The following is a 22,224-nucleotide window of genomic DNA, read 5'->3' as shown; positions in this document are numbered from 1 at the left end:
CGGCCTTTCGTGTTTATACCCGGTCGTGAAGCGATCAGATCAGCCCTGCAGCCTTGGCCGCGATATCGTCGAGGTCGGCCGCAGAAGACGGGCCGATGATGGCATAGGTCGCAAGCGGGGTGCTCCAGGTGACGATCCCCGTATCGCTGCGGATATCCTCGATCGGCTTTGCCGTTTCCGGGCGGTTTCTGGAAAAGGCGATTGCGATCACCTCGCCATCATCGTTGCGGCGGTAGAGCAGCAGGGCGAAGGGCTGGCCGGCGGCGGTGAAAAGCCTGGCACCGGCAAATTTGAGGCCACTCTGCTTGAGGTCGGGAATACGGAAACCGACGCCGGTTTCGGTCGTCAGCCATTCGAGTATTTCCGCCGGGCGGTCGGCAGCGATCTCCGTCAGCCGGTTCGGCTGATGGGTGTAGAGACGGTAATAGGAGACGACGTCATCCAGCCAGTCGCGCGGATCGATCCCGACGCCTGTCTGCTCGGCAAGGTCGGTCATTCCGGGGCGCGTGCCGGCCACGTAACCAAGGCCGCCGCCGATCACCAGGAAGACCAGACAGGCGATCAGGCTTTGGCGGGCAGTCGGCCTGAAGTGCAGACTGGAGCTTCCCGCCTGGGGCAGGCGCACCGCGCGCCGCGGCAGGGGCGCATTCTTGATGGCACGCACCAGATCGAGCGGAACCGGCTCCTTCAACAAGTCGTCGCAGACACGGCGGCCGAAATCCGCGCCTCTCTTCAGCGAATCATGGAGCACACGTGCCTGCGGGTCGTTGACCAGCAGCGCTTCGATTTCCTGCTGCTCGTCGTCGGTCATTTCCCCATCGAGATAGGCGGAAAGCTGGGTTTCTAGCTTCGATGCCGGCATGGCTTTGCGGATCATGCGCGGCGCTCCGAGGCTTCGAGGCCAATTGCGGAAAGTTCGAGGCGTGCCGAAGACAGGCGGGCGGCGAAGGTTTCGACCGGAATGCCGAGAATGGCGGCGCATTCGGCGTAGCTGAAATGCTCGACATCGGCGAGCAGGAAGGCGCAGGAGAGACCCTGCGGCAATGACAGAAGGACATTTCCGACGGGGGCATCAGCCGGCGGCGTGGCTTCCCGTGCCGCCGTGGCATCGTGGCCGCCGCGGCGCCGTTTGCGTGTCTCGTCGTTCCAGCCGCTGCGAAGCAGGCTGAAGAGCCAGTGCTCGATCCGGCCTTCACCCTTCCACAGATGACTTTTCATAATGGCGCGGCCGCAGACTTCCCGGACGAGATCGTCCGCATCCGCCGGGGCGCCGGTCAGAAGCAGGGCAAAGCGCCGAAGCCTCGGCAACAATGCTACCAGATCGCGTCGAATATCCGTCATTTGGGTCGGCTGAGTCATGAACAGGGCAGATCGGAATGAAGAGGATTGATGGGGCGATGCATGGATATCATGGCGACATCATAGCATGGATTCACCAGCTATGAATCGATTGTGACGATTTCGCAACATCACGATCTCTAAAATTTATACCAATCCCGCCGTTTCGGGTATCTCCGATGCAATTGGCAGGCTTCCGGAAAACAGCCGGCTGTCATCGAGCGCGATGCCGTCACCCTTTTCCGTCAGGCCATAGCGTTCACAGAGTAGGTTCCAGTGGCCCGGTTCGCCGGTCAGCGTGAAGAGATTGTAGGCGGCACGGGGCTTGTGGCCTCCCGGTCCCTGCGAGGCCGATGCGATGCCGACGACGGGGATTTTTGCCGGGGAGGGGCCGGCAAGCTGGCTGTGCTGGCTTTTCAGCCAGTAGACGGTGTTGAGATGGGTATGGCCGTGCAGCACGAGTTCCGCGCCACCGGTGGAAATGGCGGCGGCAAAACGCCGTATGCCGATCATCCGCTTGTGCGAGGCGGCGGCACCATGGATCGGCGGATGGTGGATCATGACGACGCGGAACAGGCCCTGTTCTCCGGCACGTTTCAACAGGTCGACGGTCTCGCGCGCCTGGCGCGGGGAGAAGAAACCCGAAGCCGAAAAGGGCGGAGTGGCATTCGAGGTCGAACAGCCGATGATGGCGATCGGGCCGCGGACCCGGTAGGTCGGAAAGATGTGATCATCTTCCGGCCAGTCATGCGGGTCGTCATCGCTCTTGATGAACGGGTACCAGGCGGCGACCGACTTGTCGTGGGCGCCCGGGACATAGGCGTCGTGGTTGCCGGGCACCACGGTCGTATCGTGCGGATCACCGATCGTATCCAGCCATTCGCGGGCCAGCCGTGTCTCGATCTTCGTCGCCAGATTGACGAGGTCGCCGGTGATCAGAAGCTCGTCCGGTTCCTTCGTCTTCAGGTCGCTCAGGAGCAGGTCGAGCGTGTTGACGAAAAGGTGCTTGCGGCGGTTGCGATGCCAGTTCACAAACCCGGTAATGCGTTTGGAAAACAGCTCACGCAATGTGAGTTTCGGCAACGGGCCCAGATGAATGTCTGAAATATGCGCGAATTTGAACATGGCGCAGACATAACGCATGAGAGGGCGAATGGTTATCGATTTTCTGGCTGCTCCCGGAGTTATGAATGGCTGAGGGGAAAATGACGAAACCTCCGGGGTTTCGCACCCGCATTCTCGTGCGGCTGATGCACGGCGTCTTCATCTTTACGCGCGGCATGACGCTGGGGGTGAGGGCCGCCTGTTTCGATGCCGAAGGCCGGATTTTTCTGGTGCGCCACGGCTATGTTCCCGGCTGGTACATGCCGGGCGGTGGCGTGGAGCGCGGTGAGACGGCGCTTGGTGCGCTTTCCAAGGAATTGCGCGAGGAAGGTAACCTTGAGATCATCGGGACGCCGGAATTGCTGCACGCCTATTACAACACGAGGGTCAGCCGGCGCGACCATGTCCTGTTTTATCGGGTGACGGTAAGGCAGACGGCGCCAAGGCTGCCGGACCGCGAGATCGCGGAGAGCGGATTTTTTGCGCTCGATGCCCTGCCGGATGGAGTGACGGACGCGACGGCGCGAAGGCTGAGTGAGCTTTCCGGGGATATGGCGCGGTCGGATTACTGGTAGCGGTGGGCGCTAAAACCAGATTCCCTTTTGGCGTATCAGGCGATGAATATCTGCTTGAAGCACTATCGCTGAGGAAGTCACGGCCGTCGAAGTGTCGCGGAAACCCCAAGGATCCTCGACAGTAGTGTTGCATTTGCCCGACTGTCTTCCGGGAAGGGTAGACGTGATTATGCGCGGATGGCCTGCGCGACCAGGTCGGGCTCTTGCTCGATGACTTTCAGCAGAAGCATGGCGGCCCGATCCGGCTGACGGCGGTTCTGCTCCCAGTCCTTGATTGTGCCTGTGGGCAGGCCGTACCGCTTTGCAAACGCTGCCTGCGAAAGCTTCTGGCGCTTGCGGATGGCCGCAACGTCAATGGTTTCAGGGACGAAAACGGCGGCAGGCTCCGCGCGCCCCTCCGCGATTGCAAGTGCTTCCTCTGCGCTCTGGATAAGCTCTTTTCCGAAAGTCATGCCTTATCCTTTCTCTGCCTGTAAGCATCGGCCAGTTTGGGCAGAATGCGGGCCAATTCGTTTCGCTAGGATTTAGAGAGGTTGCCCTTCTCGTTTTTTCCATAGATGGCGAGGGCAAAGACGGGAATATCTCCGCCCCCGAAGTAATGAATAGTGCGGTAGCCTCCGCTCTTTCCCTGACCTTCACGGGCGTGACGCAGCTTGCGTGCTCCGCCTGTGCCGGCCATCAGCGCTCCGCCTTCAGGATCGGCAGCGATAACGGCTACTATCTCCTGAATCTCGTCATCGGAAAGGCCGCACCGCTTGGACTGCGCCAGAAAAACAGAGGTCTGGATTACAGTTTGCATAGGAGGAGTATATACGGCATTGCCGTACATTTGGCAACAAAAAGACGGAGATGCCGGCGGCGGCCTCTTTCACGCCGCCTTCAAACCCTCGCGTCCATGCGGTGCATCGAGGTCGAGCGCCGGGCCGACCGGAACGATGCCGGTCGGGTTGATCGTCTTGTGGCTGCCGTAATAGTGGCCCTTGATATGCTGCATGTTGCAGGTCTCGGCGATGCCGCTCTGCTGGTAGAGGTCGCGCAGATAACCGGAGAGGTTCGGGTAGTCGGCAATACGGCGGATATTGCACTTGAAATGGCCGACATAGACCGGGTCGAAACGCAGCAGCGTGGTGAACAGGCGCCAGTCGGCCTCTGTCTGCGGGTCGCCAAACAGGTAGCGACCCTTGGCCAGCCGGGCGTCGAGCATGTCTAGTGTCTCGAACAGCTTCGTCACGGCCTCTTCATAGGCCTGCTGGCTGGTGGCGAAGCCGGCCTTGTAGACGCCATTGTTGACCGTGTCGTAGATGATCGCATTCAGCGCATCGATCTCGGTGCGCAGGTCGGACGGATAGAGGTCGAGCGTCGAGCCGGTGAGGCCATCAAAGGCGCTGTTCATCATGCGGATGATTTCGGCGCTCTCGTTGGAGACGATCGTACCTTGCTGCTTGTCCCAGAGGACGGGCACGGTGACGCGGCCGGAATAGGCCGGATCGGCCTTCAGATAGACCTGATAGAGATAGTCGGACCCGAACAGGGCGTCGCCGGTGGCGCCGTCACGCTGTTTGAACTCCCAGCCGTTCTCCAGCATCAGATAATCCACCACGGAAACCGAGATCAGGTCCTCTAGCTTCTTCAACTTCCGGAAGATCAGCGTCCGGTGTGCCCAGGGACAGGCATAGGAGACGTATAGGTGGTAACGGCCTGCCTCGGCCTTGAAGCCGCCGTTGCCGGAAGGGCCGGCCGAGCCGTCTGCAGTCACCCAGTTGCGGAACTGCGATTCCGAGCGCTTGAAATAGCCCTTGGTCGCCTTGGTATCGTACCAGACGTCCTGCCATTTGCCGTCTACCAGCATGCCCATGATGCTCTCCTTCGTTGTCTTGGCGTCTAGATACGCCTCTGCGCTGCGATTGCGAGATGCGATTTTGCGAACGCTGCGTTTTGCATTGGACGGGCGAAAAAAATCCTGATACGTGGCTTGTCACATTTCTGGCGGGACTGCCCCTTTATGACCGAAGTACGAGCACTGCGACGACGCTGATTTTCCAACAAGACGCCCAAAAGGCGTCGTTGAAGTCACGTCTCCTGTCCGCTCATTTTCTACGGCTTCGGTATATCCATGTCCCTGCACCTTCTCCAAAAGCATGACCTCGTCTATCTCACCGAGGACGCATCGCATGATGACGTCGTCGAACTGATCAACGAAGAGGCCTTCGGCCCCGGCCGCCATGTGCGGGCGGCGGCGCGGATCCGCGAGCAGGGGCCACATGACCGGTCGCTCTCCTTCGTCTGCGCCGATGACGGCGAGACGATTGCATCCGTCAGGATGACGCCGGTTCTGGCCGGTTCGGTCAAGGGCCATATGCTCGGGCCGCTCGCCGTTCGGCCCTCCCACAAGAACCGGGGCATCGGTCGGGAACTCGTCCGTATCGCCATCGAGGCGGCGCGGCGCAAGGGGTCGGAAGGGGTCATCCTGATCGGCGATCCGCCCTATTACATGCCGCTCGGCTTTGAAAAAGTCGCCTATAACGCGCTTGCCTTTCCGGGGCCGGTCGATCCGGGCCGGGTTCTGATCGTGCCGCTGAAGGATGATGTACATCCGCGGCTGAAGGGCGTGATCGGCTGGCGGCCGTAAGGTCGCCGGTTCAGCTGTAGCGCTTCTGCAGCCAATGCACGCAATGGCCGCCTTCGAGGCTGTCCAGTCTGCCGATGACCTCATAACCCAGTTTCAGATAGAGCCGCAGCGCATCTGGGTTCATCGTGTCGATATAGGCGCCGATGCAGCCGCGGCTGCGCGCCTCGTCGTCGGCCATCGTCATGATGCGCGTGGCAAGGCCCTGTCCGCGCAGGTTTTCCGGAATATAGAGCATCGAGATATAGAGCCAGCCACGCCCGGTATAGCCGACAAGGCCGCCGGTGATCGTGCCTTCGTCGTCGTAAAGCGGAATGGTCAGTTCGCGCCGGTGGCTTTCACCGAAGGTTTTCAGGTTATAGCTGCGCAGCTGGTCGAGGATCACCTCTTCCTCCTGCGGCGCGATGCCTTCCGTCACTTTCAGATCGATCGTCATCAGCATCCTCCGCCAAGGGGAGGATGGATAACCTAAAGCGCTTTCTTGAGGAAGAAGCGGCTACGCTCGCCGACGAAATTCGGAATCTCGCCAAACACTTCGTAGCCTTGCCGCATGTAAGCTTTTAACGCGACGGGGCTGAACGTATCGATCCATGCGCCCTTGGCACCGCGTGCGCGGGCTTCGTCTTCTGCAAGAGACAGGAGCTTGCCCGCCATGCCCTGGCCACGAAGGCTTTCGGGAATGAACAGGAGCTGGGTGAAAAGCCAGTTCCAGGACGTATAACCGGAAATGCCGCCGATCACCCGGCCCTGATCATCCCGGATCAGTACGGCGAGCGGCACACGCTCGGCCGGGCCGACATCGATCTCGTTGAAGGCACTGAGCCCGTCCAGGATGATGGCGAGGTCCTCGCCGGATGGCGTGGCCGTGACTTCGATCTGCGTCATGGTTTTAGCGTCCCTCGCGCCACCAGGTGGCGGAAATGGCGAGAAGCAGGATGCCGAGGCCAGCGAAACCGGCAAACAGCGGCAGGCTGTTGATGCCGCGCAGCACCGTCTCGTCGGTCATGCGGATGACCATGCGGTCGGGATCGCTGACCCGCACCTCGCCGCGCACCGGAAGAATGTCGGGGATCGTCACGCCATCGCCCGAGGCAACGCGGGTAACGAGGCCACGCGTCTCGTCGGCATAGGGTTTCAGCGTGTTTTCTGTCGAGATCATTGCCTTGAATTCGGGGGCATCCACCGCACCGACATGGACGAGTGTCGAGAACTGGCCGTTCGAAACTTCGAACAGGCCGGTTTCCTCCATGCGCCGCTCGACCTTGTAAAGGCCGGGACCGTCGGCGGTCATCGGTACCGTCTCAGTGCGGCCGGACGGGTATTTGATCGTCGCGGGACCAGGATTGTCACCGATCGTCTGGCGGGTCGCTTCCAGCGTCCGGCCGACGGCGCGGGCGGTCAGCGCCTCTTCCTCAAGCTCCGGTTCCTTCATCAGCCAGTGGGCGATGCGGCGATAAAGCGACACATGCGGGCCGCCGCCTTCGAAACCGCGGGCCCAGAGCCAACCCTGGTCGGACAGAAGCATGGCGACGCGGCCTTCACCCTGACGGTTCAGGACGAGGAGGGGACGGGTGCCGTCGCCTTCCATCACCGTCTGGCCGCGCGGTGTGTCGACATCGACGGTGCGGAACCAGCGGCCCCAGGCGGGCGGGTTCTGGGCAGAACCGTCAAGGCCGCGGGTGACCGGGTGTTTGGCGCCGACTTCCGAGAGATGCGGGTAGAAAGCCGCCTCATGCATGTCACCCGTGGGCGCTGCCGGCAGGACCTGTTCGAGCGGTGTCGAGGCGATCGAATCCTCGCCGGCATGTTCGGGGCCGGCGGCGATCAACAGCGCGCCGCCGTTCTGAACGTACTGGGCGATATAATCGTAATAGAGGATCGGCAGCACGCCGCGATGTTTGTAGCGGTCAAAAATGATCAGGTCGAAATCCTTGATCTTTTCGACGAACAGTTCGCGCGTGGGGAATGCGATCAGCGACAGTTCGTTGATCGGCGTGCCGTCCTGTTTTTCCGGCGGGCGCAGAATGGTGAAGTGGACGAGATCGACCGAACCGTCGGATTTCAAGAGGTTGCGCCAGGCGCGTTCGCCGGCATGTGGCTCGCCGGAGACCAGCAGCACGCGGAGATTCTGGCGGATGCCGTCGATGACATGGACGGCGCGGTTGTTGGCGGCCGTCACTTCGCCCGGCAGTTCGGCGACCGAAAATTCCATCACATTGTTGCCGCCGCGCGGCACCGTGAAGGAGAAGGGCATTTCGACACCGGGCCGGGCCTGCAGCGTGGCAATCTGCTGGCCGTTCATCTTGACCGTGATCTGGGCCTGCGCGCCGGTCTGGCGGCCGTCATCGACGACACGCAGGGTCAGTTCCTGCTCTTCGTTGACGATGCCGAAGCGGGGGGCGCGGACGACTTCGACACGGCGGTCGAATTCGTCGGGCTTGCCGGTGATCAGGCCATGGACCGGGGCGTTGAAGCCGAGATCCTGATTGGTGCCCGGCAGGTCGTGGATCTGGCCGTCGGTCAGGAAAACGGCGCCGCCGATGCGGGCGGGCGGCACGTCGGAGATCGCAGAGCGCAGCGCGGTGAAGAGCTTTGTCGAGGGCGTGTCGGAATCAGGATCGTTGCCGGCCTCGACGATGCGCGTCTCGATGCGCGGGTAACGGGCGAAACGTTGTTTCAGTTCGTCCAGTGCCTCGTCCGTCTGTTCCTTGCGGCCTGCCGTGTCCTGGCTCTGCGAGCGGTCGACGACGATGGGAACGACTGTCGACAACTGCTCGCGGTCTTCCTGGTTGAGGACCGGGTTGGCAAGTGCCAGCAGCAGGGCGGCGAGCGCCAGCGTGCGCAGGGTAGCGCCGCGGACGCCGCGCCAGAAGGTCAGGCCTGCGAGGATCAGGGCGAAGACGCCGAGGGCGGCGATGATCGGCCAGGAGAAGAATGGAGCGAATTCGAGGGTCATGCGATGGCCTCTCTATGGGAGAGGGGGATGGGGCGTAGTCTGCCCCTCACCCTAACCCTCTCCCCGCGCGCGGGGAGAAGGGACATGGCCCATGCGACGTTGGAGATGGATGGAGACGGTGCGGCATATCCCTTCGCCCCGCTTGCGGGGAGAAGGGTCCGAAGGACGCAGCCGGATGAGGGGCTGAGGATAATCGACTGAATCATCCCGTCACTGCCCCAATCGTTCGAGCAATGCCGGTACATGCACCTGGTCGGCTTTGTAGTTGCCGGTGAGCATGTACATCATGATGTTGACCCCGGCGCGGTAGGCATATTCGCGCTGCATGTCATCCGGCGGCACGGTCGGCAGGACGGAATTTCCTTGGGTATCGACCGCCCAGGCGCCGGCGAAATCGTTGCCGGTGATGAGGATCGGCGTCACGCCGTCGCCGCTCGAGGAAAGCTGCGATCCGGTGTTTTTCGCATCCTGCCGTGCCTCGACCCAGAGCGGGCTGCCACGGAAGCGGCCGGGGAAATCCTTCAGCAGATAGAAGGTGCGGGTCAGGACATGGTTTTCTGGCGTCGGCTCAAGCGGCGGGATATCGATATTGGCAAGAATCTCCTGCAGCCGCTGGCCGTTGGCGCTGGTGCCGCCGCCGAGCGAAGAAAACTGGTCGCGCGTATCGAACAGGACCGTGCCGCCATTGCGCATATAGGCGTCGATCCGGGAAATGGATGCCTGGGAAGGCATCGGCGCGGAGGCCGAGATCGGCCAGTAGATGATCGGGTAGAAGGACAGTTCGTCCTTCGAGATGTCGAGGCCGACCGGGGCGCCGGGTTCGAGCGTCGTGCGATAGGTGAGGAACTGGCTTAAGCCATCGAGGCCCTGTTCCGAGATGCGGTCGACATCGGCCTCGCCGGTCTGGACATAGGCGAGATGGGTCGTGTCAAGCCGTTCGAGGATCTGGGCGTCACCGGGTTTTGCCGCGGCGCCGGGGGCCATTTCCTGGGCGAAGGACGGGGTCGGCTGCAGGAGGGCGAGTGCCAGGCCGAAGCCGAAGACGGCCATGATGGCGGCCGCCGCACTGCCCGCGGTTCTTGACTTTCCGGGGCCGCGGCCGGGGCGGCGTGAGAAGGCGCCGTTCATGAAGAGCACCACGAGGCTGTCGAGAAGAAGGAGTGCGAAGGCAGCGGCAAATAGCGCCGGGCGTAGCGACACCGCTTCGCCGCCCGCGAGACCCTCGCGCTGCATGGCGCGGCCGGCAAGAGCGGTGTCGAAGGGCGCGAGCACGGTCTTCGGGGCCAAAAGGTTGACCGCGCTATAACCATCCTCGGTGCCGTAGAGGCCGGGCGGGTGGTCGAAGCTGGCGACCGGGGTCTGGCCGGCGGCGATGGCGATCGGCCGGGCGGTGCCGGTTTCGGTGGTGAGGATGCCGTTGGCGGTGAGGAGGCGGTAGGGGGGCAGGGTGATGGCGGCGCCTGCAGCCGCACCCGGAGCCGTCGCACCGCCGGCGCGGGCCATCTGCACCAGACGGCGCAGCATTTCGACGAAATTGCCCGACAGCGGCAGGTTGGACCATGTGGCTTCGGCGCTGGTGTGGAAGAGCACGATGCGGCCTGCCTCGACATCTTTGGTCGTGACCAGAGGCGTGCCGTCGGCAAGGCTCGCCCAGGTGCGTTCGGCCAGATCCGGCGTCGGCTCGGCCAGAACCTGACGGCTGACGGTGATGTCGGTTGCGCGCGGCATGCCGGCAAAGGGGCCGAAAGCCGGGAAATCGGCCAGCACCTGCGGTTCCGACCAGGACATGGCGCCGCCGAGCGCGCGTTCGCCCTGGCGCAGCGTCACCGGCACGAGCGGATCGTCGGCGGGGGCGGCGGCAAGCCGCGGCCCGGCGAAACGGATCAGCGTGCCGCCGCGGGCAAGCCATTGTTCGAGCGGCGCATAGACGCCGGCCGGCAGGCGGCCGATATCGGCCATGATGATGGCCGACGGGTTGCTGGCAAGCAGTTCGGGAATGGAGGTGGCGAGATCCGCATTGCGCGGCTCGATAATGTCGGCATAGGGCGAAAGCGCCCGGTTGATGTAATAGAGCGGCAGCAGAAGCGGCTGCATGTCATTGCCGCTATCGCCGGAAATCAGCGCGACGCGACGGCGCTTGAAACCGTCGTCCAGCAGATGCGCGGCGCCGGCCGTGGCCAGACCTTCGACGTTGATACGCGCAAAATCGTTGCGCAGCTCGTATGGCGCGGTGATTTCGGTCGTGGCGGTTGCGGCGCCGGGGGCGAATTGCAGCGTGCCGGAGGCGAGCGCACGGCCCTGCGGATCGAGAGCATCCACGGTCAGTTGTTGTGCAGAGGCGGTGGACAGGCGCGTGGCGGTCACGGCCATGGCAGTGGAATTGTTGGTTGCGTCGGTGACGGCGACCGCGCCATGGCCATCCCCTTCGATGACGCGCATGCCGGCCGGGTTCAATGTTTCAAGCGCGGCGATCGTCTCGCCGTCATTGGCGGCAGCAATGCCATCCGTGACGAAGGCGAGCGTGCCGGGACGGCGGCCATTCATGGCCTCGCGCAGCGCATTGACGGCGCGCAGGCGATCAGGAACGAGCGGTTTCGGGCTTGCGGCCGCAAGCTTGTCGCGCGCGACGGCTGCTGTTCCGGGGGCGGGCTCCTGGGCGGCATCGGCGGTGAAGGCGATCGCGACCGGCAGGTCGGCGCGTTCGGCATCGTCGATCAGCAGGCGGGCGGTCTGGGTGCGGCGTTCCCAGTCGGCGGACGAAGCCCAGCCATTGTCGACGAGGAGGACCAGCGGGCCGCTCGTATCAAGCGAATTGCCGCGCGGGTTCAGAACAGGATCGGCCAGCGCGAAAATGATCGCGGCGGCGAGAAGCATGCGCAGCAACGTCAGCCACCAGGGGCTTTGCGACGGGGTTTCCTCGCGCTGCAGGACTGTCGCCAGGATCCGAAGCGGCGGAAAGACTTCCGTCTTTGGCCGCGGCGGGGTCAGCCGCAGCAGCCACCAGATGACCGGAAGCGCGATCAGGCCGAGGAGGATGGCAGGGGTGGTGAAGGCAAGCGCGCTCACAAAACACCTCCGGCGAGGCTTGTTGCCCGCGGTGCCGGCATGCCGGAGAGATAACCGTGAACGGCGACCAGCGCTTCGGAGGCAAGGTGATCCGTGCGGTGGAAGACAAAACTCCAGCCGAGCCGGCGCAGACCATCGCCAAGCGCCTCGCGGCGGGCGAGATAGGCGCGCTGATATTGGTCGCGGATCGTCTCGGCGCGGCCCGAGACGAGCTTTTCGCCGGTTTCCGGATCGGTAAATTCGGTGCGGCCGGTATAAGGAAAAGTCTCTTCGGCGGGATCGGCGACTTCGACCACATGACCGCGCAGGCCGCGGCGGCCGAGCGGCGAGATGCGGCTCATGACAGTATCGGCGTTATCGAGAAAATCGCCGATCAGGACGATATCGCTCTGGCCACGGATCATCGCGGTATCGGGCAGGCCGGAGGTCACCGGTGCATGCATAATGGCGGCGGCCAGCCGTTCGGCGGCGTTGCGGGCCGAGACCGGTTCCATGATGCCGGGACAACCGATCCTTTCGCCGGAGCGGGCAAGGATTTCGGCCAGCGCCAGCATGATGACCAGCGCGCGGCTTTCCTTGGAAACGAGCGCCATGGTCGACTTGTACATCATCGACGGCGACATATCGGCCCAGAGCCAGACGGTATGGGCCGCTTCCCATTCGCGGTCGCGGACATAGGTATGATCGTCGCGGGCCGAGCGCCGCCAGTCGATGCGCGACAGGCTTTCACCTTCTGCATAGGGACGGAACTGCCAAAAGTTTTCGCCGATGCCGCGCTGGCGGCGGCCATGCCAGCCGGCAATGACCGTATTGGCGATGCGGCGCGCCTCGACCATGCAATCGGGAACCAGCATCGCGCGTTGCTGGGCGCGGGACAGGACTTCGCTGCTCGATGTCTTCTCGACGATCTGGCCTATGGATGCCACGCAGGTTCCTTTCCAGGAGGAATGCTAAAAGACGGGCGGCCTCAGCCGCGCGCCTGTTTCACCAGGCTTGCGATCACGTCGCGCACCGACATGCCTTCGGCACGGGCGGCGAAATTCAGCGCCATGCGGTGTTCGAGGACTGGTTCGGCCAGTGCATAGACATCGTCCAGCGACGGGGCGAGGCGGCCTTCGTAAAGTGCGCGGGCGCGGGCGGTCAGCATCAGCGACTGGCCGGCGCGCGGGCCGGGACCCCAGGCGACATGTTTGTCGGTCGTCGCATTGCCATGGCCGGGACGGGCGGAGCGGACGAGCGACAGGATCGCATCGACCACCTTGTCGGAGACCGGCATCTGGCGGATCAGCGACTGGATTTCAGTGAGCCTGGTCGGATCGATGACGGCGCGCGGCTTGCTTTCGGCAATGCCGGTCGTGTCGAGCAGGATCTGACGCTCGGCGGCGAGATCCGGGTAAAGCACGTCGACCTGCAGCAGGAAACGGTCGAGCTGGGCTTCGGGCAGGGGATAGGTGCCTTCCTGCTCCAGCGGGTTCTGGGTCGCGAGCACATGGAAGGGGGCCGGCAGATCGTAACGCTGGCCGGCGACGGTGATATGGTATTCCTGCATCGACTGCAGCAAAGCCGACTGGGTGCGTGGCGAAGCGCGGTTGATTTCGTCGGCCATCAGCAACTGGGCAAAGACCGGGCCCTTGATGAAACGGAAGGAGCGACGGCCGCTCTCGTCGCTGTCCATCACTTCCGAGCCGAGAATATCGGACGGCATCAGGTCGGGTGTGAACTGGATGCGGTTGGATTCGAGGCCGAGAACCGTGCCAAGCGTGGTGACGAGCTTGGTCTTGGCAAGGCCGGGAACGCCGACGAGCAGGGCATGGCCGCCGGACAGAACGGCAAGCAGCGTGTTTTCGACGACCTTTTCCTGGCCGAAGATGACCTTGGCGACTTCGGCGCGGATGGCGGCGATATCAGCCAGCGCTTTTTCGGCGGAAGCGATGATGGCTTTTTCATCGAGAACGGCTTCGGTGGATTTCATCATGCCCATGTCGTTCTCCATCGTTCAGAAACGGCATCCGAGACAGGCAGGTTTGAAGGCTGCCACATGTCACGTCAAGCGAATCGCTGCAGCGCAGCACTCGCCCCATTGCCTCAAACTTATTCCCCGAAACATGGCTGACAAGCTTGTTTCGAATGACTATCTCGTGAGGAACAATTGCCTGACTGACTGCTTACGGGCGAACCGGGACTGAAAGATGGCAGGATCCATGACAAATATGCCAGCCGATGCAAGCGGCCTTGCGGCGATGATTTCGCGCGCATCTGAGCAGAAAGACGGCAAAAACCGCGGTCTGCCGCCAGTGGAGAAATGGAATCCGCCCTTCTGCGGCGATCTCGACATGGAGATCCGCGCCGACGGAACATGGTTCTACATGGGCACGCCGATCGGCCGGGCGCCGCTCGTCAGGCTGTTCTCGACCGTGCTGCGCAAGGACGAGGACGGCAAAACCTATCTCGTAACACCTGTGGAAAAGGTTTGTATCCGGGTCGTCGATGCGCCTTTCCTCGCCGTCGAGATGCAGGTGACGGAGCTGGAGGGGCGACAGGTCCTGACATTTCGCACCAATGTCGGGGATGTCGTGGAAGCCGGCGCCGAGCATCCGATCCGTTTCGAGATCAAGGGCGAGGGGCGGGAGCTAAAACCCTATCTGCATGTGCGGGGGCGGCTGGAAGCGCTGGTAACGCGGGCTGTCATGTACGATCTCGTCGAACTCGGCGAGACGGTCGCGATTAACGGTGTGGCGATGTTTTCGATCCGCTCGGGTGAAACCGTGTTTCCGGTGATGCCGGAAGCGGAACTGGATGCGCTGTCGCAATGAGCCTCCTGATACCCAGCTTTTCCGCCGAGGAATTTCGCCGCCGTGCACAGCACCAGAAGGGCAGCGCGATCGAGCTTGCCTCACGCGAGCATGGCGACCATCTGCTCAATCCGTCGCTGGTCGATTTCGCCTCCGGCCTGAAGCTGCGGGATGCCGCTGTTCTGGTGCCGGTCGTCGACGATGGCGATGACGCCAAGGTGATCCTGACCCAGCGGACGACGAAGCTCAGAAAACATTCCGGGCAGATCGCCTTTCCGGGCGGAGCGGTCGATGCGGAAGATCCGTCGCCGGAGGATGCTGCTTTGCGCGAGGCGGAAGAGGAGATCGGCCTGTCGCGGATGTTTGTCGAACCAATCTCGCGGCTGCCGACCTATTTCGCGACGACAGGTTTTCGCATAACACCGGTTCTCGCCGTGGTGCGGCCCGGTTTCGAACTGGTACTCAATCCGGATGAAGTGGCGGATGTTTTCGAAGTGCCGCTGTCCTTCCTGATGAACGAGGCGAACCACGTGCGCAGTTCGCGTGAATTCGAAGGCACCGTCAGACATTTCTACCAGATGCCCTATGGCGAGCGGAATATATGGGGCGTGACCGCCGGTATTCTGCGGACCCTTTATGAAAGGCTTTATGCATGACTTCCGTTGCCGAACAGGACTGGTTCCGGGGCGCCTCGCTCAAGACCGTGCTGGCATTGCTGAATGCCGATGGCGGCGAAGCACGTGTTGCCGGTGGTGCGGTCCGCAGCGCGCTGATGGGGCTTGCTGTTGCCGATGTCGATATTGCAACGACGCTTCTGCCAGAGGAGGTGGTCGCGCGGGCCGAGAAGGCCGGCATCAAGGCGGTGCCGACGGGGATCGAGCATGGCACGGTGACGCTGGTCATCGAAGGCCAGCCCTTCGAGGTGACGACGCTCCGAAAGGATGTCGAGACCGATGGACGGCATGCCAAGGTCGCCTTCGGCACCGACTGGCAGGCCGATGCCGAACGGCGCGACCTGACGATCAACGCACTCTACGCTGATGCCGATGGCACCGTCATCGATCTGGTCGAGGGGCTTGCCGATATCGAGACGCGGACGATCCGCTTCATCGGCGATGCGGCGACACGGATCGCCGAGGATTATTTGCGGATACTGCGCTTCTTCCGTTTCTTTGCCTATTACGGTCATGGCCGGCCGGACGCGGACGGCCTGAGAGCCTGCGCGCGAGCCAAGGAGAAGCTTGCGACGCTTTCGGCCGAGCGGGTCTGGAGTGAGACGAAAAAGCTTCTTGCCGCCAAGGATCCGTCGCGGGCGCTGCTCTGGATGCGGCAGGTCGGTGTTCTGACGGAAATTCTGCCCGAGACGGAGAAATGGGGCATTGATGGCATTCATGGGCTGGTCGCTGCCGAGGCGGCGTTGAGCTGGGCTGTCGACCCGATGCTGCGGCTTGCCGCGATCGTGCCGCCGGACCGGGACCGAATGGAGGCGATGGCCAAAAGGCTGAAAATGTCGAAGGCCGATGCCGGAAAGCTGATTGCCTGGGCCGAAGCGCCAAGTTTACCGGACGAGATTACCGATGTCGGTTTCGACCGGATGCTTTATCGCAACGATGTCGAGGGCATCATCACCCGGTTGCGGCTGGCACTTGCCTCCGCACGGGTGGCTGCGGAGGACGATCCGATGGCGATGCGCAAGTCGGCGCGGCTCTCGGTGCTGCTGAAACGTGCTGAGACCTATCAGCGGCCGGTCTTTCCTTTGCAGGGCGCGGACGTGATGACGGCCGGCGTGCCGGCTGGAAAGCGCGTCGGTGAGATCCTTGGGCAACTGGAAGATTTCTGGGTCGAGCGCAATTTTACGCCCGACCGGGATAGTCTCAAATCGCGGCTGGACGCGATCGTCAGCGAGGCAGGTTGAAAGCTGCGCAGCATCGGATCGCGCAACCGGTCAGGCCGCGGCAGCGCTGCCTTCCGCGCGGATACGCGCCTTGATGTTCTCGACCATGTTTTCGCGCACCATCGTTTCTCCATGGGCGCTGCGCATGTGATCTACCGCGCGGCGGACAATTTCTGCATCCTCGTCGGCACGCGTGTGCCATTGGCAGCCGGGCACCAGCGTGCCGCATTCAAACAGTCGCATTTTATCTCCTCCCATTGGTTGAAAAGCCGCGTTTGCGCATGCTGCGAAAGGCGAGCTTCCGTTTCCTAACGAGGAGCGTGTCGGGATCGTTCCGACTATTCGGAAATTGCCCAGGAATGGAAGACCGAGGCTTTTTGATCCTGCGGCTTCTGATGCGCCGTCTCGTCGTTGGCTGCAGCTGTCTCCGTTGCCTTGCCGGCAAGCTGTTTTTTCACCTGCTCGACGCAAAAGGCATGAGGCAGCTCGCCGCCGCTCTTGACGCGAAGTTCATTCGCCAGACGATCGATCATTTCAGGCGTATTGATGGGACGCGGTGTCGCGATTTTTTCCGGTGTTCCAGGCAGTGGCGATGCGCTCATGGCGGTTCCTCCTCCGTGCAACCGAAGGTAACGCTAGCACCGGTACCCTGATTCGAAAATGACATTTATCAACGGCTAAAACTTGGAAAGCCGCCCGAAACGTCAACTCTTCGCGAGCTGGCCCGGTTGTCAGGGCCAGCGGACCACCGGCGGCAGCGACGACAGGATCGACTCGACGTTTCCGCCGGTCTTGAGGCCGAAAATCGTGCCTCGGTCGTAGAGCAGGTTGAACTCGACATAACGGCCGCGACGGATCAGCTGTTCGTCGCGATCCTCTTCCGTCCAGGGCTTGTTGAAATTGCTGCGGACGATTTTTGGATAGACCATGTTGAAGGCGCGGCCGACATCCTGGACGAAGGTGAAATCGGCATCCCAGCCGCCCTTTTCCTCCGGCGAATGCAGCCAGTCGAAAAAGATGCCGCCGATGCCGCGCGCCTCGTTGCGGTGCTTCAGGAAGAAATAATCGTCGCACCATGCCTTGTAGCGCTCGTAATCGGCGACCGCCTCGTGGCGGCGGCAGGCGATTTCCATGGCGCGGTGAAACAGGCTGCTGTCGGGATCGGTCTGGGTGCGGCGGCGGTCGAGAACCGGCGTCAGGTCGGCGCCACCGCCAAACCACTGGCTGGTCGTCACCACCATGCGCGTGTTCATGTGGACGGCCGGCACATTGGGATTGACCGGATGGGCGATCAGCGAAATGCCGGAGGCCCAGAAGGTCGGATCTTCGTCTGCGCCAGGAATCTGGCTGCGGAAATCGGCGGAAAATTCACCATGCACGGTGGAGGTGTGAACGCCGACCTTTTCGAAAACGCGGCCTTCCATCATCGACATCTTGCCGCCGCCGCCTTCGCCGCCATCACGGAGCCAGTCTTTCCGAACAAAACGCCCGGGTTCCTGATCCGAAAGCGGGCCGGAGACTTCGTCCTCGATCGCTTCGAAGGAGGCGCAGATCGTGTCACGCAGGCCTTCGAACCAGGCGCGTGCCGCAGCCTTCTTGTCTTCGATGTCCAAAGGCAATTCCTTGGGCAGTGCCGGCCGTTCCATGATGTCGTCCCCTCTCGTCAAATGGCTGACGCGATTCGTATTTCGCTTAACCGGGCCTTACCAGCTGTGGCTTTTGCGAACCATTCCCCCAGCTGTGATGGATGGAAAATCAGACTCGCAAAGCGTGCTGCCTCACACTATCTTGATCGTGTTACTGGTGCGGATGAGAGGCTTTTATGGCGAAATTCACACCCCCGCCGCTCGACGGGCTCAAACGCAGGATCAATCGCCACCGGCAGGAACAGGCCGGCGAAAAAGGCGGCATGTTCGTGCGGCAGACGTTTTTGCTCAATCGGGAAGAGGCGCGCGAAAAGGCCCGCCAATGGTTCGATGAATTTCCCAAGGCCGCCTACTGGACGGAAGTGGAAAGCTGGCGGCAGCTGGAAGGCGACCAGATCGAATTCACCATGCGGAGACTTCCGAGCGCCGACTGACCGGGTAATCCGCTGATCGCTCTTATTTCGGATCCTCGTAGGTATAGAGCGCGCACATATCCTGATCGCTTTTCGGCGGCCGGTTGCCGGTGAAAACGGCGATCGCTGTCATGCCGTCATCCAGTGCCCAGTTTGCGAGATAGGTGACGTCGCCGGCGCCGCAGAGCGCATTGCCATTCTGCAATTCCGGATCTGCCGGGTCTTTGACCCGGTATAGCGAGGCCGGGATCTTTTTGCCGTTGACGCGAAAATGGTCGGCGACGAGATCGGAAAATTCCAGGGATTCGTCGTTTTCAAAGGTGATGCTGAAATCGTCCATCCAGACGTCGCCTGTGACGCTCATGGCCGTGTTGCTGACGGCGGTGTAATGGTCGCCATCGGCGAGGGCCAAGGGGGCGGTCAAAAAGCTTGCCGCGATGAAAGCGAGGCAGGCCGGAAAGCATATCTTTTTCATGGTCATCGCTTGCTGCTGGTGGCGTCTGTCGTCACGTTACAGTTTTGTCTGCGCAAGGCATATGGGCCGCGAGCCTCAATGGCCACGAAACTTTTGCTCTCACATTTTGCGTGTTGATTGGCCGTCTCAGGCGCCCGGTTCCGCATGCCGCAGGCGGCTTTCGATCAGGGCGCCGCTGTCGTCGAGGATCGGGTGGGCTACTGAGACGATGTGGGCGTTGATGCGCTTCAGGTCGCGCAGCATGTCGAGATGCAGCGAACTGGTCTGCAGGCTTTCCGCCTTGCCGTCGCGCAGGCGCTCGAGATGGCTTTCGGAAGAGCTCTTTTCGAGGCGGCGGACCTCGACCTTGATCTCCATCAGCTGGCGGGCGAGCTTGAAATCGCCGGTGACGAAGACCGTCTGGGCCGTGCGCAGATTGCCGATCGTCAGGTCGAAAAAGGTCTTCAGCTCCTCGTAACCGGCTTCCGAAAAGGTCAGGCCGTTGGAAATCTTCTTGGCGAGCTGCTCGCAAAGACCCTTTTCGATGATGTCGCCGATATGTTCGAGGTTGATGACATAGTCGATGATGGTGATCGAACGCCGGCCGTTTTCGTCGTTCAGGCCTTCGCGGCCAAGGCGCGAGAGATAGAGTTTGACCTCCTGCTGCAGGCGGTCGACACGGCGTTCCAGCAGGGCGATTTCCGCAAGGGGTGCCATGTCGTTGTTCTTGAAAGCGTTTTCTGCGCGGATCAGCATGCGCTCGATCGTGTCGCCGACGCTCAAGGTTTCGCGGGTCGCATTGGCAAGCGCCATGACCGGGTTGCCGAGCGCTTCCGGATCAAGGAAACGCGGGCCATCCTCGACCTGCTTGTCGGCCGGGACCAGCTTTGCCGTCAGTTTCGAAAGGGTATCGGACAGGGGCCAGGCGAGGGCGGCAAGAACGACGTTGAAGACCAGATGCGCGTCGACCGGGAGCTTTTCGGGGCCAAGCGACAGTGATTGCATCAGGTTTGCGATGATGCCGGCGAGCGGCAGGGCGATGGCACAGCCTATGCCGCGCACGATCAGGTTGCCGAGCGTGATGCGGCGTGCGGCGGCCGGGCCGCTCAGAGTTGCCACGACCGGCGGAACGGCGCCACCGAGATTGGCGCCGAGGATCAGCACGACGATCAGGTCCGGTGAGACGATGCCGGTCGAGGCGAGCGACAGGATCAGCACCACGACCGCGAGGCTGGAGGACGACACGAAGGCGAGAACGGCCGAAAAGATCAGCGCCACCGGCCAGGCATTGTCGAGCAGGCCGATAAAGGCGCCGAGTGCCGGCGACTGGCGCATCGGCTCGGTCGCAAGGCCGAGAAGGTGAAGCGAGAGCAGCATGAGGCCGACGCCGATGATTGCCGTTCCTGCGCCCTTGCGGGCCGTCGAGCGGCCGCGCAGGGTGATCAGCCCGACAAGGATGATCAGCGGCGACAGCCATTCGATCCCCGTCGCTACCAGCCAAGCGGTGATCGCCGTGCCGATATTGGCGCCGAGGAGCACGATCTGCGCCATGCGCGGCTTGATCAGATCGCGTTCGGCAAAGGAGGCCACCGTCAGCGCCGTTGCTGTCGAACTCTGTAAGGCGATGGTCGCGAAAAGGCCCGAGAGGAAGGAACGCGGGCCGGTGCGGGTGCCTGTCGCAAGCGCGGTGCGCAGGCGAGCGCCAAAAGCTCTGGTGACGCCATCCTTGACCTGCGCAAGGCCGAACAGCAGGAGTGCGACGGCGCCGAGAAGGTTGATGATGACGGTGGTGGATTGCATTCACGTCTCCTCGTCTCCAGCCCCGCGAATCAGGGGGTAGGGCGACGATTTTTGGTTGCCGGCTAATCAATATAGGCCGTTTGCAAGGCTGTGCAAATCACGGTTCGCGACAGATGTTTTGCATCCGCCGCCAGACGTCACCGATGACGATCAGGCGGCATCTTCCCCGGCGACGGGTGTTTCATCCGTGCGGTTCTGTGCCAGTGCGGGCGTCAGTTCCAGCCCGAGCGCCTTCATCACCTTCATGATCGTGGCGAATTCCGGATTTCCTTCGCCGCTCAGCGCCTTGTAGAGCGCGGCCCGGCTCATGCCGGTCTCGCGGGCAAGCCTGCTCATGTTCTGCGCGCGGGCGACGATGCCGAGGCATTTGGCGATGAAGGCCGGATCACCTTCCTCGAAGGCGGCCTTGATGAATTCCTCGATGCCTTCTTCGGTGTCGAGATATTCCGCAGCATCGAAGAGGGTGGTTTCCAGAGCCATGTCTCAATCCTTCCAATCCTTCGCGAGGCGCTTCGCCTCTGCGATATCACGCTGCTGCGAGCTCTTGTCGCCGCCACAGAGCAGGATGACCAGAAGATCTCCGCGCTGCAGGCAATAGACCCGGTAGCCGGGGCCATAGGGGATGCGCAGTTCGCTGACACCACCTCCCACCGGCTTCACATCGCCTAGGTTGCCAATTCTTGCCCGTTCGATACGCATCGCGATGCGTGAGACAGCAAGCTTATCCTTGAGCGAGCTTAGCCAATTACGGAAAGTAGGCGTCTGGATGATGCGCATGGATTTGTACTCTATGGAGTGCAGTCCTGCAACAATCATAAGATAAACCAAAGCGTGTAATCAATTGCACGCCTCACCTTTTGGGGTGGTGATGCTTAGGAATGTCTACCGGCCGAACCCCGTCTGCCGCAGCGCCTCGCCGGCGATCATCGCTGCCGACATGGCGACGTTGATCGAGCGCTGGCCTTCGACCATGGGGATGAGAATGCGGGCATCGGCGCCCTCATGCACGTGGTCCGGCACGCCGGCGCTTTCACGGCCGAAGAGCAGGATGTCGTTCGGCTGGAAGGCAAGCTCCGGATAGGGCAGGGCGGCCTTGGTGGAGGCGAGCACGAGGCGGCGGTTTTCCGTGCGGCGCCATGCGTCGAACTGCTCCCAGTTCACGTGGCGGGTCAGCGCGACAGTCGCGAGATAATCCATGCCGGCGCGTTTCAGATTGCGGTCGGAAATGTCGAAACCGGCGGGCTCGATGATGTCGACACCGAGGCCGAGGCAGGCGGCGAGCCTGAGGATCGTGCCGGTATTGCCGGGAATGTCGGGCTGGTAGAGAGCGATGCGCAAGAGGGTCATGGTGGGCTTCTCTACAATATCGCCAAGCCTGCCGAAACCGGTTTCGATCCAACAGTTTACGATTGCCAGGCCGAAATTGCCGCTTTTCGTGTGACCGGGCTGCCGTTTCCGTGATCACATGCCGCCGATTTGGGCCTTTTCAAAATCCGGCGGAGCGGTTACAAGATCTGCGGCTTTAACGCCCGTCCTCAACGCCACTTATGGAGGCCACCA

Annotated in this window: 26 protein-coding genes; 6 read left to right on the top strand and 20 right to left on the bottom strand. The window is 62.2% G+C overall.

What is annotated here, in order from left to right:
• Nucleotides 1–34: 34 nt before the first annotated feature.
• The 3 genes from FHW37_RS13135 to FHW37_RS13125 all read right to left on the bottom strand — a co-directional run bounded on the left by FHW37_RS13135 (nt 35) and on the right by FHW37_RS13125 (nt 2,463).
• On the bottom strand, nt 35–877 hold the full coding sequence (locus FHW37_RS13135) for an anti-sigma factor family protein (RefSeq protein WP_145637076.1): 843 nt from the start codon (nt 875–877) through the stop codon (nt 35–37).
• A complete protein-coding gene (locus FHW37_RS13130) occupies nt 874–1,359 on the bottom strand; it encodes an RNA polymerase sigma factor (protein ID WP_432442850.1) in 486 nt (161 codons plus the stop codon). Before FHW37_RS13130 ends, FHW37_RS13135 begins: the two co-directional genes overlap by 4 nt.
• A 126-nt stretch (nt 1,360–1,485) precedes the next feature.
• The gene (locus FHW37_RS13125; RefSeq protein WP_145637070.1) at nt 1,486–2,463 is read right to left on the bottom strand and encodes a metallophosphoesterase family protein; all 978 of its coding nucleotides are present in this window, start codon (nt 2,461–2,463) and stop codon (nt 1,486–1,488) included.
• Nucleotides 2,464–2,543: 80 nt separating this feature from the next.
• Here FHW37_RS13125 and FHW37_RS13120 point away from each other — a divergent pair, with 80 nt between their 5' ends.
• Entirely contained in the window at nt 2,544–3,017 is a 474-nt protein-coding gene (locus tag FHW37_RS13120; RefSeq protein ID WP_246690760.1) for an NUDIX domain-containing protein, read from the top strand.
• A 167-nt stretch (nt 3,018–3,184) separates the two neighbouring features.
• On the opposite strand, the gene nadS is transcribed toward FHW37_RS13120, so the two are convergent.
• The 3 genes from nadS to FHW37_RS13105 form a co-directional block, all read right to left on the bottom strand.
• A complete protein-coding gene (gene nadS / locus FHW37_RS13115; protein ID WP_145637066.1) occupies nt 3,185–3,469 on the bottom strand; it encodes a NadS family protein in 285 nt (94 codons plus the stop codon).
• Between the two features lie 65 nt (nt 3,470–3,534).
• Complete coding sequence (locus FHW37_RS13110; protein ID WP_246690759.1) at nt 3,535–3,846, bottom strand: type II toxin-antitoxin system RelE/ParE family toxin; 312 nt, start codon at nt 3,844–3,846, stop codon at nt 3,535–3,537.
• 39 nt (nt 3,847–3,885) lie between these two features.
• On the bottom strand, nt 3,886–4,872 hold the full coding sequence (locus FHW37_RS13105; protein WP_145637063.1) for a glutathione S-transferase family protein: 987 nt from the start codon (nt 4,870–4,872) through the stop codon (nt 3,886–3,888).
• A 258-nt stretch (nt 4,873–5,130) separates the two neighbouring features.
• On the opposite strand from FHW37_RS13105, the gene FHW37_RS13100 reads away from it, so the two are divergent.
• Nucleotides 5,131–5,646: a GNAT family N-acetyltransferase gene (locus FHW37_RS13100; RefSeq protein ID WP_145637060.1), complete on the top strand. Its 516-nt coding sequence runs from the start codon at nt 5,131–5,133 to the stop codon at nt 5,644–5,646.
• A gap of 10 nt (nt 5,647–5,656) precedes the next feature.
• On the opposite strand, the gene FHW37_RS13095 is transcribed toward FHW37_RS13100, so the two are convergent.
• The 6 genes from FHW37_RS13095 to FHW37_RS13065 all read right to left on the bottom strand — a co-directional run bounded on the left by FHW37_RS13095 (nt 5,657) and on the right by FHW37_RS13065 (nt 13,646).
• The gene (locus tag FHW37_RS13095; RefSeq protein ID WP_145637057.1) at nt 5,657–6,079 is read right to left on the bottom strand and encodes a GNAT family N-acetyltransferase; all 423 of its coding nucleotides are present in this window, start codon (nt 6,077–6,079) and stop codon (nt 5,657–5,659) included.
• Between the two features lie 32 nt (nt 6,080–6,111).
• Nucleotides 6,112–6,528, bottom strand: a complete 417-nt coding sequence (locus tag FHW37_RS13090) for a GNAT family N-acetyltransferase (RefSeq protein ID WP_145637052.1) — start codon at nt 6,526–6,528, stop codon at nt 6,112–6,114.
• A 4-nt stretch (nt 6,529–6,532) separates the two neighbouring features.
• Nucleotides 6,533–8,599, bottom strand: a complete 2,067-nt coding sequence (locus FHW37_RS13085) for a hypothetical protein (protein ID WP_145637049.1) — start codon at nt 8,597–8,599, stop codon at nt 6,533–6,535.
• 210 nt (nt 8,600–8,809) lie between these two features.
• Nucleotides 8,810–11,665, bottom strand: a complete 2,856-nt coding sequence (locus FHW37_RS13075; RefSeq protein ID WP_145637043.1) for a DUF4159 domain-containing protein — start codon at nt 11,663–11,665, stop codon at nt 8,810–8,812.
• Nucleotides 11,662–12,591 carry a DUF58 domain-containing protein gene (locus FHW37_RS13070; protein WP_145637040.1) on the bottom strand — a complete coding sequence of 310 codons (930 nt, stop codon included), beginning with the start codon at nt 12,589–12,591 and terminating at the stop codon, nt 11,662–11,664. Before FHW37_RS13070 ends, FHW37_RS13075 begins: the two co-directional genes overlap by 4 nt.
• A 41-nt stretch (nt 12,592–12,632) precedes the next feature.
• The gene (locus FHW37_RS13065) at nt 12,633–13,646 is read right to left on the bottom strand and encodes an AAA family ATPase (RefSeq protein WP_145637037.1); all 1,014 of its coding nucleotides are present in this window, start codon (nt 13,644–13,646) and stop codon (nt 12,633–12,635) included.
• 208 nt (nt 13,647–13,854) lie between these two features.
• On the opposite strand from FHW37_RS13065, the gene FHW37_RS13060 reads away from it, so the two are divergent.
• Genes FHW37_RS13060 through FHW37_RS13050 form a run of 3 tightly spaced genes read left to right on the top strand, consistent with a single transcriptional unit; the run spans nt 13,855 to nt 16,372 of the window.
• Complete coding sequence (locus tag FHW37_RS13060; protein WP_145637034.1) at nt 13,855–14,478, top strand: DUF1285 domain-containing protein; 624 nt, start codon at nt 13,855–13,857, stop codon at nt 14,476–14,478.
• Entirely contained in the window at nt 14,475–15,113 is a 639-nt protein-coding gene (locus FHW37_RS13055; protein ID WP_145637031.1) for a CoA pyrophosphatase, read from the top strand. Before FHW37_RS13060 ends, FHW37_RS13055 begins: the two co-directional genes overlap by 4 nt.
• Nucleotides 15,110–16,372, top strand: coding sequence for a CCA tRNA nucleotidyltransferase (locus FHW37_RS13050; protein WP_145637028.1), 1,263 nt, complete (start codon nt 15,110–15,112; stop codon nt 16,370–16,372). The genes FHW37_RS13055 and FHW37_RS13050 overlap by 4 nt, the downstream gene beginning before the upstream one ends.
• Nucleotides 16,373–16,402: 30 nt before the next feature.
• Here the strand turns inward: FHW37_RS13050 and FHW37_RS13045 are convergent, their stop codons facing one another.
• The 3 genes from FHW37_RS13045 to hemF form a co-directional block, all read right to left on the bottom strand.
• On the bottom strand, nt 16,403–16,594 hold the full coding sequence (locus FHW37_RS13045; protein ID WP_145637025.1) for a DUF1059 domain-containing protein: 192 nt from the start codon (nt 16,592–16,594) through the stop codon (nt 16,403–16,405).
• A 95-nt stretch (nt 16,595–16,689) separates the two neighbouring features.
• Entirely contained in the window at nt 16,690–16,953 is a 264-nt protein-coding gene (locus FHW37_RS13040) for a hypothetical protein (protein ID WP_145637022.1), read from the bottom strand.
• A gap of 129 nt (nt 16,954–17,082) precedes the next feature.
• Nucleotides 17,083–17,997, bottom strand: a complete 915-nt coding sequence (gene hemF / locus FHW37_RS13035; protein ID WP_145637019.1) for an oxygen-dependent coproporphyrinogen oxidase — start codon at nt 17,995–17,997, stop codon at nt 17,083–17,085.
• A gap of 176 nt (nt 17,998–18,173) precedes the next feature.
• Between hemF and FHW37_RS13030 the strand changes: the two genes are divergently transcribed.
• Nucleotides 18,174–18,431: a hypothetical protein gene (locus FHW37_RS13030; protein ID WP_145637016.1), complete on the top strand. Its 258-nt coding sequence runs from the start codon at nt 18,174–18,176 to the stop codon at nt 18,429–18,431.
• Nucleotides 18,432–18,453: 22 nt separating this feature from the next.
• Here the strand turns inward: FHW37_RS13030 and FHW37_RS13025 are convergent, their stop codons facing one another.
• The 5 genes from FHW37_RS13025 to FHW37_RS13005 form a co-directional block, all read right to left on the bottom strand.
• Nucleotides 18,454–18,891: a hypothetical protein gene (locus FHW37_RS13025; protein ID WP_246690757.1), complete on the bottom strand. Its 438-nt coding sequence runs from the start codon at nt 18,889–18,891 to the stop codon at nt 18,454–18,456.
• A gap of 120 nt (nt 18,892–19,011) precedes the next feature.
• Nucleotides 19,012–20,664 (bottom strand): Na/Pi cotransporter family protein, encoded by a 1,653-nt coding sequence (locus FHW37_RS13020; protein WP_145637013.1) that lies wholly within the window; start codon nt 20,662–20,664, stop codon nt 19,012–19,014.
• Nucleotides 20,665–20,814: 150 nt separating this feature from the next.
• Entirely contained in the window at nt 20,815–21,144 is a 330-nt protein-coding gene (locus FHW37_RS13015) for an addiction module antidote protein (RefSeq protein WP_145637010.1), read from the bottom strand.
• A 3-nt stretch (nt 21,145–21,147) separates the two neighbouring features.
• Complete coding sequence (locus tag FHW37_RS13010; protein ID WP_145637006.1) at nt 21,148–21,441, bottom strand: type II toxin-antitoxin system RelE/ParE family toxin; 294 nt, start codon at nt 21,439–21,441, stop codon at nt 21,148–21,150.
• A 105-nt stretch (nt 21,442–21,546) separates the two neighbouring features.
• The gene (locus FHW37_RS13005; RefSeq protein WP_145637003.1) at nt 21,547–22,011 is read right to left on the bottom strand and encodes a tRNA (cytidine(34)-2'-O)-methyltransferase; all 465 of its coding nucleotides are present in this window, start codon (nt 22,009–22,011) and stop codon (nt 21,547–21,549) included.
• Nucleotides 22,012–22,224 lie beyond the last annotated feature (213 nt).

Source organism: Neorhizobium alkalisoli, from assembly GCF_007829835.1.
Lineage (GTDB): Bacteria > Pseudomonadota > Alphaproteobacteria > Rhizobiales > Rhizobiaceae > Neorhizobium.
This window is presented reverse-complemented; position numbering and strand designations above follow the sequence as displayed.